The sequence below is a fragment of the Dyadobacter sp. CY351 genome (assembly GCF_021502625.1).
Taxonomy (GTDB): Bacteria; Bacteroidota; Bacteroidia; order Cytophagales; family Spirosomataceae; genus Dyadobacter; species Dyadobacter chenhuakuii.
Genome location: NZ_JAKFFU010000010.1, coordinates 17,525 through 33,020, shown reverse-complemented (window position 1 = coordinate 33,020; position 15,496 = coordinate 17,525). Strand labels below are relative to the sequence as shown.

At 48.3% G+C, this 15,496-nt stretch carries 8 protein-coding genes; 2 read left to right on the top strand and 6 right to left on the bottom strand.

The features are described 5' to 3' along the window. Window positions 1-35 precede the first annotated feature (35 nt). The 6 genes from L0660_RS17885 to L0660_RS17860 all read right to left on the bottom strand — a co-directional run bounded on the left by L0660_RS17885 (window position 36) and on the right by L0660_RS17860 (window position 13,281). Complete coding sequence (locus L0660_RS17885; RefSeq protein WP_235160608.1) at window positions 36-1,595, bottom strand: glycoside hydrolase family 30 protein; 1,560 nt, start codon at window positions 1,593-1,595, stop codon at window positions 36-38. 417 nt (window positions 1,596-2,012) lie between these two features. Continuing rightward, window positions 2,013-3,698 carry a RagB/SusD family nutrient uptake outer membrane protein gene (locus tag L0660_RS17880; protein WP_235160607.1) on the bottom strand — a complete coding sequence of 562 codons (1,686 nt, stop codon included), beginning with the start codon at window positions 3,696-3,698 and terminating at the stop codon, window positions 2,013-2,015. An 11-nt stretch (window positions 3,699-3,709) separates the two neighbouring features. After that, the gene (locus tag L0660_RS17875) at window positions 3,710-6,868 is read right to left on the bottom strand and encodes a TonB-dependent receptor (RefSeq protein WP_233797928.1); all 3,159 of its coding nucleotides are present in this window, start codon (window positions 6,866-6,868) and stop codon (window positions 3,710-3,712) included. Between the two features lie 207 nt (window positions 6,869-7,075). Next, window positions 7,076-11,269, bottom strand: coding sequence for a two-component regulator propeller domain-containing protein (locus L0660_RS17870; RefSeq protein WP_235160606.1), 4,194 nt, complete (start codon window positions 11,267-11,269; stop codon window positions 7,076-7,078). A gap of 16 nt (window positions 11,270-11,285) precedes the next feature. Next, window positions 11,286-11,528 (bottom strand): hypothetical protein, encoded by a 243-nt coding sequence (locus L0660_RS17865; RefSeq protein WP_026631396.1) that lies wholly within the window; start codon window positions 11,526-11,528, stop codon window positions 11,286-11,288. Window positions 11,529-11,631: 103 nt separating this feature from the next. Further along, window positions 11,632-13,281 carry a glycoside hydrolase family 28 protein gene (locus tag L0660_RS17860; protein WP_235160605.1) on the bottom strand — a complete coding sequence of 550 codons (1,650 nt, stop codon included), beginning with the start codon at window positions 13,279-13,281 and terminating at the stop codon, window positions 11,632-11,634. A gap of 357 nt (window positions 13,282-13,638) precedes the next feature. On the opposite strand from L0660_RS17860, the gene L0660_RS17855 reads away from it, so the two are divergent. Together L0660_RS17855 and L0660_RS17850 are read left to right on the top strand one after the other, a co-directional pair. After that, complete coding sequence (locus L0660_RS17855; RefSeq protein WP_233797925.1) at window positions 13,639-14,112, top strand: GNAT family N-acetyltransferase; 474 nt, start codon at window positions 13,639-13,641, stop codon at window positions 14,110-14,112. Then, window positions 14,112-15,404, top strand: coding sequence for an alginate export family protein (locus L0660_RS17850; RefSeq protein ID WP_235160604.1), 1,293 nt, complete (start codon window positions 14,112-14,114; stop codon window positions 15,402-15,404). Before L0660_RS17855 ends, L0660_RS17850 begins: the two co-directional genes overlap by 1 nt. Window positions 15,405-15,496 lie beyond the last annotated feature (92 nt).

Here is a 15,496-nt window from a genome sequence, read left to right as displayed (position 1 = left end):
GCCCCCGACGACTGTAATCACAAGTAAAATGATTTTTATTGCGCCAGCCTGCCCACGATGGTCACAATACTTTTGGCCTCGATCGACACCGGACTTCCGGCTATAACCGATACGGGTTCAAGGTCTGCGGAGGCAGATGTTTTGTAGATTTTAACGTTGTAAAGCTTGTTTGCCGACGAATTTAATGTAATATCGGTTGCTTTGGACTGGTCATTGATGATGATCGTTACAAGCTGGTTATCCGTGTTTTTATACGAAGAAATCAACAATCCTTCGCTGGCAGCAGAAGCCGAAACTTCGGTCCTGACTGCACCCGGACGCACGAAACGGCTGTAATTACCCAATGCCCACAGCATTTTGGACGACTGGTAACTGCCGTCGGTTTTGTTTTTGTCTATATAAATCAGGCCGTCTTTGTAATCATAGGGTGAAATCGCAATCCACCAGTGCCAGGCCGAAGCATTGGCATTCACCAGATCATTGTGGATCACTTTGGCTATGTAAATGCCTGCATCGATCCCCAGGTCACGCCCCGAACCCTGGATTTCACCATCATTATCTCCCAAAATACAATATTCCGACATCCAGTATTTCAGTCCCGGCGTTGCTTGCAATGCTTTCGCAATTTCCTGTCTTTTTGAGGCAGCCTTGGCATAAGGAGAAGTTGTGAAATAGCTGTGTCCGGAAATGGTTTGGGTCAGATTAGGCAGGTTACCAATGTAATCCGGCGATGATTTATCAAAAAATGCGTGGATCTGGTTGCCTCGGCCCTGCTTGTTAAATTCAGAATAGAGATAATCAATCTGCCCGGCTTCAGCCACGTCGATCTTGGTAGACAGCTTGTTTTTGAGCAATGCTGCACTCAGCGATCTGGTGATGCCTGCAATCTCATTGTTATAAAACGGCGTCCCTTCCTGCCCGCCATCGCTCCAGTCCCACTGCGGCTCATTTACCGGACTAATGTGGTTGAAAGTGATGCCCGTCTTTTCGCGCACGCCGCTCACGACATTGGCAATAAAGTCGCCATATTTATTAAAGTTTTCGGCCGTTAAATTCGGTTTTCCTGCATTGGCATAACCCTTTTTGTTCACGGTAAATTGCACCGGCGGGCTGTTCGGGAATGCAAGAAACTCGTTGACGCCACGCTCTTTCGCAGCTTTCAGAAACCAGATCTGCCCGGCCTGCTTATTCCAGTTGTAAGTGCCATTGTCATTTAAAAACGACTCAGCACGCCGCCATTCGTCCTTAATCCCGCTTGCATCGCCCTGCTCAGCCGTTCCGGCACCAATGTTGAACCGCCATAATGACAATCCAATGCCCTTCGGCTTCCCGTTACCAAGCGTATCGCTGCTGAAAAGCAAATCGGCAATCCCATTCCGTTTCGCATCCGGCCAGTTGCCCACAAACTGGCAGGACCACGCATCCGAAGCGCCAAAATGATCAATCGTCTGGAAAGTTTTGGCCGGGCTTACCGTAATAGTAACAGGCTCCGATTTCCCACCAGGACCATTAACAGTCCCCGGCGTTGCTGAGGAGCAGGATGTAAGTGTCAGGGCCAGGAGAAGTGTTGGGAGAAGTTTGTTTGTTGGGTTCAAGGTGTTTTTGGGTTTGGGTTGGGTTGGGTTGGGGTTGGGTTGGGTATAGTTTATTGGCGGTTGGGCTTTTTGGGGTGCTCAGCGCCGTGGTGGTTGCCCTTCGGCCGCCCGGCGTCCCGGTCCGCTCAGGGTGACAGGGCATGGTGCTGGCCGGCGACTTAGTGCTAGCCCTTCGGCTCCGCTCAGGGTGACAGGGCATGGTGCTGGCCGGCGACTTGGTGCTAGCCCTTCGACTCCGCTCAGGGTGACAGGGCATGGTGCCCAGCGACTTAGTGCTAGCCCTTCGGCTCCGCTCAGGGTGTCAGAGCAGGTGACCTGTCACCCTGAGCGGAGCCGAAGGGCTTCCACCCAAGCTACCGGCTAGCACAACGCCCCGTCACCCTGAGCGGACCGGGCCGCCGGGCGGCCGAAGGGAGATCAATACCCAGGATTCTGTTCCAGCTTATTGTTCGAAGCCTGGATTTCCGCTCTTGGGATTGGCAGCCAGTATTGCTTTTCTGTGAATGCTTTGCCGGTTAGGGCTTCCTTTACCTTGTAAGTGAAGGTGTTGCCGCTTTTACCGATTTCGATGCCGTTTGCTGGTGCATTTTCGGTTACGTTGGCAATTTTCCAGCGGCGGACGTCGTAGAAGCGGTGCTCTTCGAAGGCTAGCTCAATGCGGCGCTCGTTACGGATTTTTTCACGCATCTGCGCTTGGGTCAGCCCTGCTTTCAATACGGGCATCATTACGCCTGGGCGTCGTCTGATTGCGTTGATGGCTGCGTATACGGATGCATCCGGGCCTACTGCTTCGTTTTGCGCTTCTGCGTAGTTGAGCAGGATTTCGGCGTAGCGGAAGTAGATCCACGTTTGTGTTCCGGCGATGTCCCATGGATTGTCAATCGGCAGGGCGTCGTTCATGAATTTTTTCAAATAGTAACCAGTCTTGGAAGTGTTCCAGTTGGACGGGCCATCCTTGCTGTCTTTTCCACCCGGCGTGAAGGTCTGGATTGTGCTTCCACGATAGGGCGCGCCGTTGTAGAGAATGGTTTCGTAAAAACGCGGATCTCTTCCTTTGTAGGGATCTTGCGGATTATAGCTGGTTCCGGTTTCTGTAATTCTGGTCCCGTCCATCATCTCGTAATCATTTACCAGGTTTTGAACCGGAACATTGCCGCCCCAGGCATTGTAGCTATTCGGGCCGTTGGCAATTTCAAGCGCCACGTGGCGTGCTCCCTGTGCGTAAAGACGGCCGAAAATGATCTCAGAATGGTCGGCTACTGTAAATATTTTGCCATAACCGCCTGTATAAAGGCTGTATTTATTCATATCCATTACTGCTTTGGAAGCGGCGGCTGCCTGCGCCCATGTTGCAGCATTGTACAAAGGACTCGCACCGTAAAGCAATAATCTCGCTTTCAAAGCCATAGCGGCTCCTTTGGTAGCGCGGCCCAGTTTCCAGGATCCGTTGTCATTGTCCTTGGGCAAAAGCGCCGTGGCTTCGTCCAGTTGTGCAACTGCATATTCAACTCCCGCCTTGATTTCGGAGCGGTTAAAAAGGTCCTGGCTTGTGAGGTCGTCGCCGAGTTCTGTCACTTTATCGCCCATTAAAACCACTTTCCCATAGTTCCGGATCAGGTCGTGATAGCGGAAGGCACGCAGGAATTGGAGTTCTCCTTTTAATCTGTCCTTTTTACCCTGACTCATCGGAACCTTGTCCACATTGGCCAGCGCATAGTTGATCTCGCGAATGCTTCGGTAACTTCTGCCCCAGAGGGTTCCGGCGATGCCTGTGTTTTCAGGTGCAAGCTGTCCACGCTGGATCACCCAGGTGTTGTCATCGTTGTTGTAAATTGATTCGTCGGTAAGGGACGACCACATGGCGTATTCGAAACCGCGTCCGAAACCTGGCAAAGTGCCTTCTGCTTCTTTATCAGTAAGGCGTGTGCCCATGTAACGGTTTATCACGTATGCCTCAAAAAGGACCGAGTCGGATAAGATGGATGCATCGGAAACACGGTCGGTAGGAACCACATCCAGGAAATTTTCCTGGCAAGCCACAACCACGAGCCCGCAAGCTCCGCAAACGGCTGTGATCAGTATATTTTTTAATTGCTTTATCATTTCAGTATTCTTTAAAACTTAATGTTCAAACCCAGGTTCAAGATCCTCTGCTGCGGATAAAATTGTCCGCTCGTGCTGTTTCCTTCGGGATCGTAATCTTTGACACCGGTGATTGTAAACAGGTTAAATGCGCTGGCATAAATTCTCAGGGAAGCTATCTTGATCTTGGACAATGCGTCTTTTGGCAATGTGTAACCCACTTCAATGTTTTTCAAACGCACGAAGGATGCATTATCAAGCCAGAATGTGTTGGCATAAAGCCCACCATTGATCGAAGACGAAGCGCGTGTATCCACTCTCGGATAAGAACCTTCGGGGTTAGCCGGGCTCCAGCGGTTGTCGGCCCAGCTGCTGTAAAAGTTTCCTACCTGGCCCGATTCGGGAAGCACATACTGGCTTACCATGCCTTGGCCGGAAAAAACAACCGATGCATCAAACGCTTTGTAACCGCCATTCAAGACCAATCCGTAAGTCAGCAAAGGCACATTTCCGTAAGGTGTCCGGGTCTGATCGTCGGCTGTGATCTGGCCGTCGCCGTTGTAATCTTCCAGGATTAAATCTCCCAGTTGAGCGCCCTTCAGGTGCGGATATGCGTCCAGTTCTGCCTGCGTGCGGAAAATGCCAATTGAGTTATATAGCAGGTTGGTGTAAAGCGGCCCGCCTGTCTGACGCTGGTAATCCAATGTTCCCGGTGCTTCGTCTATAAACACGACCTTGCTTTTTGCATAAGTCACGTTACCTGAAATGTTGTAACGGAATGTGCCTGAATGGTTATAGCCCAGTGTAGCCTCAAAACCCGCGCTGTTGACCTTTCCAATGTTCTGATCGGGCACCAATGGCGTGTTATCATTCGTTTTGAACGGGTTAACTATACCGGAAGTGTTCGGAATGGAAGCATTTCTGGCAGCCAGGATATCAGATCTTTTTTGTTGGAAATAAATGACTTCCAGACTGAAATTTTTCAGAAAAACTGCATTCAAACCAATGTCCATTTTCTTGGCAACTTCCCATGTAATGTTCGGGTTCGCAAGTTTGGTAAGGTCGATACCCGGCGTGATCACATTGGAACCCAGCACATACTGATTTACAAACGAGTAATTGTTGTAATACTGGAATTGACCCACATTATCATTACCCAGTGAACCATAGGAAGCACGGATTTTCAGATCATTGATAAAATTCACGCTGTTTTTAAACCAATCCTCTTCCGAGATACGGTAACCTGCTGATATAGAAGGGAAAAAACCAAACTGCTTTCCTTTCGGAAATACGGATGAACCATCGATACGCGCCTGCACTTCGGCCAGGTATTTTTCGCTGAAATTGTAAGCGATACGCCCGATCACACTTTTACGGGTGAAGTTATAGCTGCTTCCGGAGTTGTTTTTGTCCGTTGCCGCTGCACCTCCCTGCGAAAGTTCCGGTGTGGAAACCGTCGGATAGTTGATTCGGGAAGCGTCGAACTTCACTTCGTTGCGCTTGTTCTGCTCGTAAGCGACGAATGCATTTACATTGTGATTGCCCAGTTGTCTCAAAAAGCTCACCCGGATGTTCTGGGTAATGTTGGTAATGTTCAGTTGCGATTGCGTGAGTGAGGCAAGGCCCGCAGAACCGCCCGTTACCACTGCATTATAAGCGCCGGTGTCGCCATTGTAATTATAAAGCGTGTAAGGCGTGCTGAAACTTTTGGAAAAATTGAATGATTTATCCACGGAGTAAAACCCATCAGCAGACAGCCCTTCTACAAACGGCATGTTGTAACTGGCACGAACGATCCCGTTGAATACCGAAGTCGGGTTGCTAGTGGTTCCACCCATATCCGTTCCTAACACGACCGGATTGCTGTTTTCCACGCCTGTCGAATAATTTCCGTTGGGGTAGCGCGAGATAACGGTTGGGTAAGCGCGGTAAATGGAGCGGAAAGTGTTACCGGCAGACGAAATAGGAAATTGTCTGTTCTCCTGACGGCCTGATAAAGAAAGGCTTACTTTAAAATCCTGCGTTACATTAGCGTCAATGTTCGACCTGAAATTGTATTGCTTGTATTTCGTAGCGCCGTTTTTATACAAACCATCCTGGTAAATCGTCCCCAGCGACACATAGTATTTTACATTCTCCGTTCCACCATTGATACCCAGATTGTGCTGATTTTGCAATGCAAAACTTTTCAGCGTCTCTTTCTGCCAGTTGGTGTTCGGGTAATTCAATGGGTCCGATCCGTTCTTGAACTTCTCAATTTCTTCGGCTGTATAAAACTGGTTCATGCCGCCGGCAGGGTTGTTATAGTAGTCGATTTCGTTCAAAATCGATGCGTATGTCGGGGCGTCGGCCAGGTTTGGAAGCCTGGTTGGTGATGAGAAACCCTGGTTGAAGCTGTAAGAGATCACCGGCTTGCCTGTTGTTCCCCTTTTTGTCGTAACCAGGATAACACCGTTCGCAGCGCGGCTTCCGTACACAGCTGCCGAAGCGTCTTTCAGGATTGAAATGCTTTCAATGTCATTAGGATCCAAACGCTCCAAACCGCCCACCTGGCCAGGAATCCCGTCGACCACGATCAGCACGTCGTTGTTTCCTGTGGATGCGAAACCGCGGATGGTGTAGCTGGAACCGTCATAACCCGGCTCTCCGCCTCTGTTATTGGCCACAAAACCCGAAAAACGACCTGCCAGTGAGTTGGAAAGGTTTGGCTGCGGACTTTTCACAATGTCAGCACCCTTTACTTCCGACACCGAGCCGGTCAACGTTGCTTTTTTCTGTGTGCCGTATCCTACCACCACGATCTCCTGCAATGTTTTGTCATTGGTCACGAGTTTTACGTCGATTTCACTGCGGTTAGCCACAGCAACTTCCTGGTTGATATAGCCAATGTAGGTAAATACGAGCGTGCCGTTGGCGTCGGGAATGTTGAGTGAATATTTCCCGTCTGCGTCAGTCGTGGTTCCTGTCGAGGTTCCTTTTAAGATTACGCTGGCGCCCGGAAGTGCGTCGCCGTTGTCGGCAGTAACCGTTCCTTTTACCGTGATTGCAGACTGCGCGACAGCAACCTGCGTGTAGCCGAAAAACGCGATAGCGGCCAGGAACACAGTCAGCCGGATATGCTTCCACATCCTGCCCTCAGTTTCGTTAAGCATTCCAGGCAAAGCCCACTTGCTTCGAAAAGATTTTATCATAAATCGATGTTTAAAATAATTAAGGTGATTGGTTGTCAGCACAAAAAAAGCATGTCGCCCTTTTTATGAATTGATCAATCAAAAGTATGATTATTTGTATTTGACCGACAGGGGTCATTTTCACATTAAGAAGGGGGTATATCAATAAAAAGCGCCCGATTCGGGAAAAATCGGGCGCTTCGAAAAGAAATTTTGTAACTGAATCGGCTAATTGTCCAATTTATTTTGAAAAACACCCCTGTTTACCTGGAAATTCTCATGGAACGGATTTCGGTATTTTTTGACATATTCCGAGGGCTTCATTTCGAAAAGCTTGTAAAATTGCTCCCTGAAATACTTGATATCATTGATCCCGACCTGGTAAGCCACCTCTGAAATCGTGATGTCGGTCGTGATCAATATCTGGGCTGCGCGGCGCAGGCGGATGAAGCGGATGAAGCTGTTGGTGGATTGCCCGGATATGGATTTGATGCGATTATACAAGGTCGAATGGCTCATGCCGATCTCGGCGGCGAGCACCTTAATGGAGAAGTCCGGATCGGTCAGATGGTTCTCGACAACCCGGATACATTCTTTCAAAAATTCTTTATACTCGGAGGAGATTTTGGAGTCATTGGCCTGCAGTGTGATTTCATTGTAAAAGTATCGCTGCAGGTCATTGCGGCTTTTCAGGATCGCGTCCACGCGTGCCATTAGTAATGCTTTGTCAAACGGCTTGCTGATGTAATCGTCCGCGCCGCCTTCAATGCCTTTCAGCCGCGATTCCTGGGAAGTGCTGGCAGTGAGCAGAATAACGGGAATGTGGCTCAATGTGATGTCGCTTTTGATCTGGCTGCACATGTCGATGCCGCTGATGCCCTCCATGAAAACGTCGCTGATGACAATGTCGGGTAAATGTTTTCTGACCAGCAGGATGCCTTCTTCCCCATTCTCCGCCTGCAGAAGCTTGAATTTTCCTGCGAAAGCCTGGCCGATATACTGCCTGATATCCGCGTCGTCCTCCACGATAAGCATGGTCTTTACATCAGAACTCAGCTCTTCCACCACCAGCTGGTGACGCGAAATGGCCGATGGTGTGAGCATTACGCCATCTTCCGAGAGTTCTTCCAGCAACACAGAATTGCCTTCTTCCACAATGGTCAGCAGATCGGCGGACACCAACTGCGGATGCGCTTTCCAGAGCAAAACCTTGAAAACAGTGCCGCTGCCAACAACCGATTCGTAATGAATGCTCCCGAAATGGCTTTCAATAAAAGTTTTGGTTAAAAATAAACCAATGCCAAAACCGCCCTTGGAAGGAAACCGGCCGTCGTGGAATTGATGAAAAACGGAGAAGATGCTGTCGCCTACATTTGTAGGAATACCCGGGCCCGAATCGCTTACGGTAATCTGCACCTGATCGCCTGTTTCGCCGATTTCCAATGTCACACTTCCGTTTTTGGGCGTGTATTTGACCGCATTTGAAACGAGGTTGAAAAGCGCAATTTCTATTTTTTCACGATCTGCAACCAGTTCCAGGTCTTCGTTCGGGCTGATAAACTGATAATTAATGTGCTTCTGCTCAGCCTGATGCGTGAAACATTGAAAAACTTCGAGTGCCAGTTTGGTAATGTTCTGAATGGCCGGGTTCAGCTTGTCTGCTTCCCGGTCGGCCTTGCGGAAAAGCAGCAATTGATCCACCATACTCAGCAGACGTTTGGCATTCCGGTATACAATGTTGAGGCTGTTTTGATCGGGATGGCGGTTCTCTGCTTTGAGTAAGAGCTCTTTTACAGGGTTGATAATCAGCGTTAATGGTGTCCGGAACTCGTGGGAAATGTGTGTAAAGAAGGAAAGCTTCTTTTCGTTAAGCTCTTTCTCCTTCTGGGTTTCGAAATGCGCCATCTGCACCTCATATTTCAGGCGCGCCTGCCGGATCTTATATTGCTGGTAGTAGTAAATCACCAGCGCTGCGATGCCCATATAAAGCAGATAAGCCCACCAGGTCTGATACCACGGCGGCAGCACGCGCACATGCAGACCCGCCTCATTCTCAAACCATACACCATCCTGATTGGCCGATTTGACCTTGAACACGTAATCACCCGGCGGAAGATAACGGTAAGTCGCCGAGCGCTCGTTTTGCACATAGTTCCAATCCTGATCGAGGCCTTCCAGCTTGTAAGCGAATTGGTTACGGTCCGGATAAGCGTAGTTCAATGCGGTGTATTGAATGGTAAAAACCGACTGACTGGGTTGTAAAACAATCTCCTCCTGGTCAGCGATCTGTTTTTCCAGAATGACCTTTCCATCTTTTTTGGCACCCACGGCTACGCTTTGCCCGAATAACTGAAGCCCGGTGATCATTACTTTCGGCTTGTAGTCAGATGGTTTAATGTCCGTTGGCACGAAGAGGTTCCACCCTTCGGTGCCCCCAAAAACCATGGCATTGCTGCTTGCAATGTAGAGGGTGGAATTGGGATTGAACTGCCCGCCCTGCAACCCGTTGCTCTGGTCGTAATGGTCGATGCGGTTGCTGGGGAGATTGATCCGGGACACTCCCTTATTGGTACTAAACCATACATTATCAATGCTTTCCTCCTGAAATGCGTAGATCACATCATTCGCCAGACCGTTCTTTTCGGTGAAATGTTTTGTTGTTCCGTTTTTCGTGTCGTAAACCAAAAGTCCGTTTCCTTCCGATCCGATCCATAACCTTTCTTTGGCGTCGTAATGCAGCGAGAATATGATGCGGTTTGACAAATATCCTGCTTTCCCCGGCTCGTTGAAAAACGACCTGAACTGCATCGTACTAACATTTAAATAGTTAAGCCCGCCGCCATAGGTCCCGATCCAGAGGTTTCCCTGACTATCCTCGTCGATCGCCCTTACATCATTGGAATTAATGCTGCTGTTTGTGGTTACGAAGTTCCGGAACTTGCCGGTTTGACGGTCGAGCAGCGCCAGCCCGCCGCCATTGGTGCCTACCCACAAGTTGCGTTTGCGGTCTTCATAAACGACACGCACATCATTCTTACTCAGGCTGGTCGGATCCCCGGGAATGTTCGCGAACTGTTTGAATGTATCTTTTTTAGGATCATACTGAAAAAGCCCGCCCGAATATGTGCCGAACCACAGATATTCGTCGCGCCCGCGATGCGCCGCAATGACGGCACCATCGGACAGCCCGCCCGGGGCGTTGGTAACCGCATAATGTTTAACGGTTTCTCCTGAGTTTTTGGTTTTATAAATACCATCTCCATCCGTTCCCAGCCACAGATAGCCATCTTTATCCACGCACATTCCGTAAAATCGCAGGTAACTTTCGGCACGGGAATCCTGTATTTTCTTTTCAAAACTCTTAAATTTTTCCGGAATGCTGCTGATCAGGTAAACTCCCTCGCCATAAGTTCCCAGCCAGATGTTGCGATCGGCATCCATATAAATCGTCTGGACCGAACGCTGCGTGATGCCTTCGTTTTGTGAATTATTGACCTTTTCAAATGAGTATGCTTCCGGCTTACGGTCAGCTAATTGCGTCAGGTCGAGGCTGTACAGGCCGCCGTCCTGAACGCCTACCAGCAGCTGCCCGCGGTGGTTTTCGCGTAATGACAGGTAAATGTCGCTCCGGTGGTTTCCAGGAAGATGGATCACGTAAAACCTGGCTTCGTTCCGCTTAAAGAGAATCAGGCCTCTGGCCGAAGCGATCCATATGTTGCTCAAATGATCCTCGTAAATGCTGTTAATGCGGGTGGCTGGCAGACTTGCCAGGCTTATGTTCGCTTTTGAAAGCTTCCTGTTTTGACCAACTTCCAAAACATCAATTCCCGATTCCCGCGTGCCGAGCCATAGCAATCCTTTCGAATCCTCGAATGCACTCAGGATGGCATTTGTATTGAGTTTAGGAAGATTTTGCTTGTTATAGTAAGTGAACCGCTCTGCTTTTTTATCAAACAATGCAAACCCTGCTCCATTCAGTGAGACCCATAGGTTACCGTCCCTTGCCTGGGAAATATCGCTTACGTCTGTGCCCGAAACGCCCTTGTCAGGCATAGGCGTGTGGCGTTGGAAGATCTCTTTTTCGGCAATGAATTTATTAAGACCATTGCGGGAGCTGGTCCAGATCGTGCCGTCCCGGTCGCAAAAAACGGATTTGACATAGTTTCCGGAAAGACTTTGCTTGTCGTCGGGACTGTTTTTGAAGACTTTGAACGATGTGCCGTCGAAACGGTTGAGCCCGTCACCGGTTGCGAGCCACATCAGTCCCTGCTTATCCTGGACAATGCTGTTGACTATGCCAAATGACAAGCCTTCTTTCAGGGAATAGCGCAGCACTCTCCCATTCTCGGCCGCTAAAACAGGGAACATGCCCAGGCAAAACAAACCCAGGCTTATCATATTTTTAAGGAACGTCCCCTTCATTTAAGTCACTCGCAGTTTACTTCAACCAACCCGCCTCTTTTGCCAAAAATAGCAATTCAATCACAACAACGATTCCCGTCACGGCAATTACCGCATATTTAATCTTGTTCTTTCTGCTGGTTGGTTGTTTTGGCTGTTCGACTTTTTTTTCAACAACTACTTTTTCAACAGGTTTCCTCATAAGCGGCATATCTGTGCCTAATTTAGCCTTATGAAGCTCAAATAGTTCCCTGCGCTTGTCGTCTAAATTTGAACTCATAAACCAAAGTATTTTTTACCTGACAAATAGATTCACAGTGTTTTGTAAAAAACGTAAACTAATGGTTTTTAGTTAAAAAAAGGCATGGGTTATTTAGAAATTATTACTTTAATGTCAGGCTTTTATCTTGTGCACCGTTGCTCAATTCTTTGGTTTTTTGCGCTCTGGAGAAGTCCGTATTATCCATTTTAATGTCTGCACTTCTCTCTCCGTTCACTGAAATGAGAACATCGCTTTTGTCATTATAACTGATCTTGTCAAAACGGATCTGCGTGCCATTTTCAATGAAGATAACCGGCTTGGTATGCTCGGTGATCAGCTTTACATTTTTGAACCGGATCTGATCGCCGTCGGTGAGCTCAATGCCCTTTTCCGCTTTTAAGACCATATTCTCCATAACAATGTTGCGGACAGGCATTTCGGCGAGCCCCCGGATGAACACGCCCTTTGTGGCGCCATTGCAAACAATATTCTCAAAATGCATATCGCGGAAAACCGGCGTTCCTTCGTTCACCACTTCCCGCATGTCACGAGCGCCATCTGTGGCAAATTTTACAAAATAGAAAAGATCAAAGAACACCGCTTCCTGCGCAATGTCCTTCATATAAATGTCCTTCGCATAGATCTTCTCGACGACGCCTCCCCGACCCCGGACGGATTTGAAACGCAGCCCTTTGTCGGTGCCCATGAATGTGCAGTTCTGAACAAAAATATTCCTTGCCCCTCCACTCATTTCGCTGCCTACCACAAAACCTCCGTGCCCGTTGTAAACAATGTTATTTCTGATCAAACCATTTTCGGTAGGCATGCCGCGCTTCCTGCCTTCTTCATCTTTGCCCGATTTGATACAAATCGCATCATCGCCAACGTCCAGCGTGCAGCCTTCAATTAAAAAGTTTTTGCAGGACTCGATATCCATTCCGTCGCCATTATGCGCATATTCCGGATTTTTTACGCGCACGTTTCGAATTGTCAGATCCTCGCACATGAGCGGGTGGATACACCAGGCGGCCGAGTTCTGGAATGTTACGCCTTCGAGCAACACTTTTTTACAATTGTTGAAAACAACGAGGTTAGGCCTCAGGAAATCCTTCATATCAGCAAAATCTGCTGGCTTTTTGCCGGCAGTGAGCAACATGCTTTTATTTCCGGTGCTGGCATCCTTAAACTGCTGGCTTGGATACCAGGTTTTGCCATCGTCTTTCAGAACGCCTCCTGACGCCACTTTTTCTTTCCATTGGCTTTCGGTCAACTGGCTTTTATGCACCGCGCGCCAGACGTCACCATTGCCATCCACAATACCCTTGCCGGTAATAGCGACATTTTCGAGGTTGATACCCGAAATGGGCGATTGGTTACGGGCTGCGCTTTTCCCCTCATAAAATCCTTCGGTAAGGGCATATTGCGTTTTGTCGGGCGTGAAAAGCAGCGTTGCATTTTCACTTAAATGCAGGTTAATGTTGCTTTTCATGACGATAGGTCCGGTCATCCAGAGTCCCACCGGCACCAGCACGACGCCTCCCCCTTTTTTATTCACGGCATCAATGGCTTTATGGATGGCTTCTGTATTCAATGTACGGCCATCCGGTGTTGCGCCGTATGCTGTAATACGGACCGTATCTTGCTTAAACACAGGCTGCCGGGCTTTCGGCAAGTTTGTCCAGCTATAATTTTCACTGCTCTGGGCGGCAGCGCCTAAGGAGTAAAGCGCCATTAAAGCAATGTTCGCGAATCGTAATTTGAATGTCATCATGTATTTAAGTTGGTATAAATCTGCTGAATATGGTCGCCGGAATATAACTTTTCGACGATCCCATGCGCCTCATAGTTTTAGTGTCAACTTAATTTGACGGCATTTAACATCACGAGCAACGCATTCTCACAATTTTTTTATGCATACGTTACCGGCAACGTTCTCAAAGCGCCGGATACAGGTTGAAATATTCCCTCTTTATACCAAAATCAGCATACATCTCAATTTCTTGCAAAAGCATAATTTGGAATATAACAAGATTATTTTGCCTCAAAACCTATTTGAAGATTTGCCGCGTGAAATAGTTGGGCTTTTCAACTATTTTCGACCTGACTTACATGCTTAACTACCGCAGTAATGACGGGAATGACCATTTACAAGACAGCTGAAACAGATCAGGAGTTTGAACAGGCGAAAGAGCTTTTTGCAGAATATGCCAACTCGCTCGACATTGATCTGTCATTTCAGAATTTCTCCAAAGAACTGGAGTCCATCCGCCAGCAATACGACCGGCCAACCGGCGCTCTTCTGCTCGTTTATAAAGACGACTTGCTGGCCGGGTGTACGGGAATCAGGCGCTTGGACGACGAGACCGCGGAATTGAAACGCATGTATGTCCGCCCGGATTTTCGGGGATTTAATTTTGGCAGATCATTACTCGAAAGCGCAATCCTGTCGGCAAGCAGGCTGGGTTACAAAAAGATCCGGCTCGACACTTTGAGCAGTATGACCAAGGCCAGGAACCTTTACGAATCCTTTGGCTTTCAGGCCATCGAGCCTTATTATTTTAATCCAATTCAAGAAACGATTTATATGGAGCGGGTCATTTGATGTGGCGTGTCTTGCTGCTGGTTTTCGGATGTTGCTGCATCCTGAATTTGCCTGTTTTCTCACAGGATAGCGATTCGGTTAAGAAAGAGCTGATCATTGATTTCGAAGTAAGGCCGCGTGCCGAGTTTCGGGATAATTTCATGCTTACACCCGCTGATTCGGTCATGCCGGAATTGTTCGTCACGCAAAGGAACAGACTAAGTATCAATTACCTGACCAAGCGTTTCAGGTTTCACGCCTCTCCTCAGGAAATTCACGTCTGGGGGAAATCGGGTCAGGTTTCGCGCATTGGCAGCGTTAATGCGTATGAGTTGTATGCCGAAGGGCTTATTAACAAACACATTTCTGTCCGCGTTGGCAGGCAGGCGTTGACTCTGGATAATGGCCGGATCTTCTCGGCAGCGCCATGGAGTCAGCAGGGCCGGGCACATGAGGGCATCCGGTTTTTCTTCAATAAACAGGTGAATACGGATTTGACGATTGCATTCACCCGGCCCTATGGAAGTGCTTTTGATGCGGCCTACTCGCCCGTAGCATCGCATCAGTATAATCTGCTTTTTGTCCATCATCTGAAATACACTTTTAAAAACCATATTACACTGACCACCATTAATACGTTGGAGGATTTTGACAAAAGCAGCAAGCAGCAGCATCATTATCAGCGCATTACAAACGGCGGACGACTGGAGTACAGCCAGGGCTGGCTTTACGGAACGGTGAATGCATATTACCAGTATGGCGAAAATGCTGCCGCTAAGAAAATCAGGGCGTATTACATTCAGCCCGAGATTAGCGCAGTCGTGAACAAAGCCACATTACGTCTGGGCGCCGAAATAATCAGTGGCGACAGGAGAACGGTTCCCAAAAACGTTTCTAATTCGTTTGTACCGCTGTATGGTGTTGCATGGAAATTCATGGGCAATATGAACCTGTTCACCCGGTTTCCCGCCGATCTGAATGATAAAGGGCTGGTTAACCCTTATCTGTTTATTTTATATCAAATCAATAAAAAAATTAGCGTGCGTTCGGATTTTCACCTGTTTTATTCCAAACATCCGCTTAGCGAAAGCAAAAACTTCTCCGGCAATTATCTGGGTTTCGAAAACGACATTTCCGTCAATTACAAGCCTGTGAAAAGATTGGAAATTATCTATGGTCTTTCTTCAACGTTTGCTACCGAACGCATGGAACTGCTCAAAAAAGTCCCTGATTCGGGCAAAGTCCCGGTTTGGAGTTATCTGATAATTTCTTACACGCCCCGGCTGCTGCACAGGAAGCAAAGTGCTGATTAGCAAACACTTTCAGACAGTCAGGAAGCCTGCCTGCCGCGAGAACAATGTGCTATGAAGGCCATTTCAATCGGAATATGTATTTTTGCTGGCAC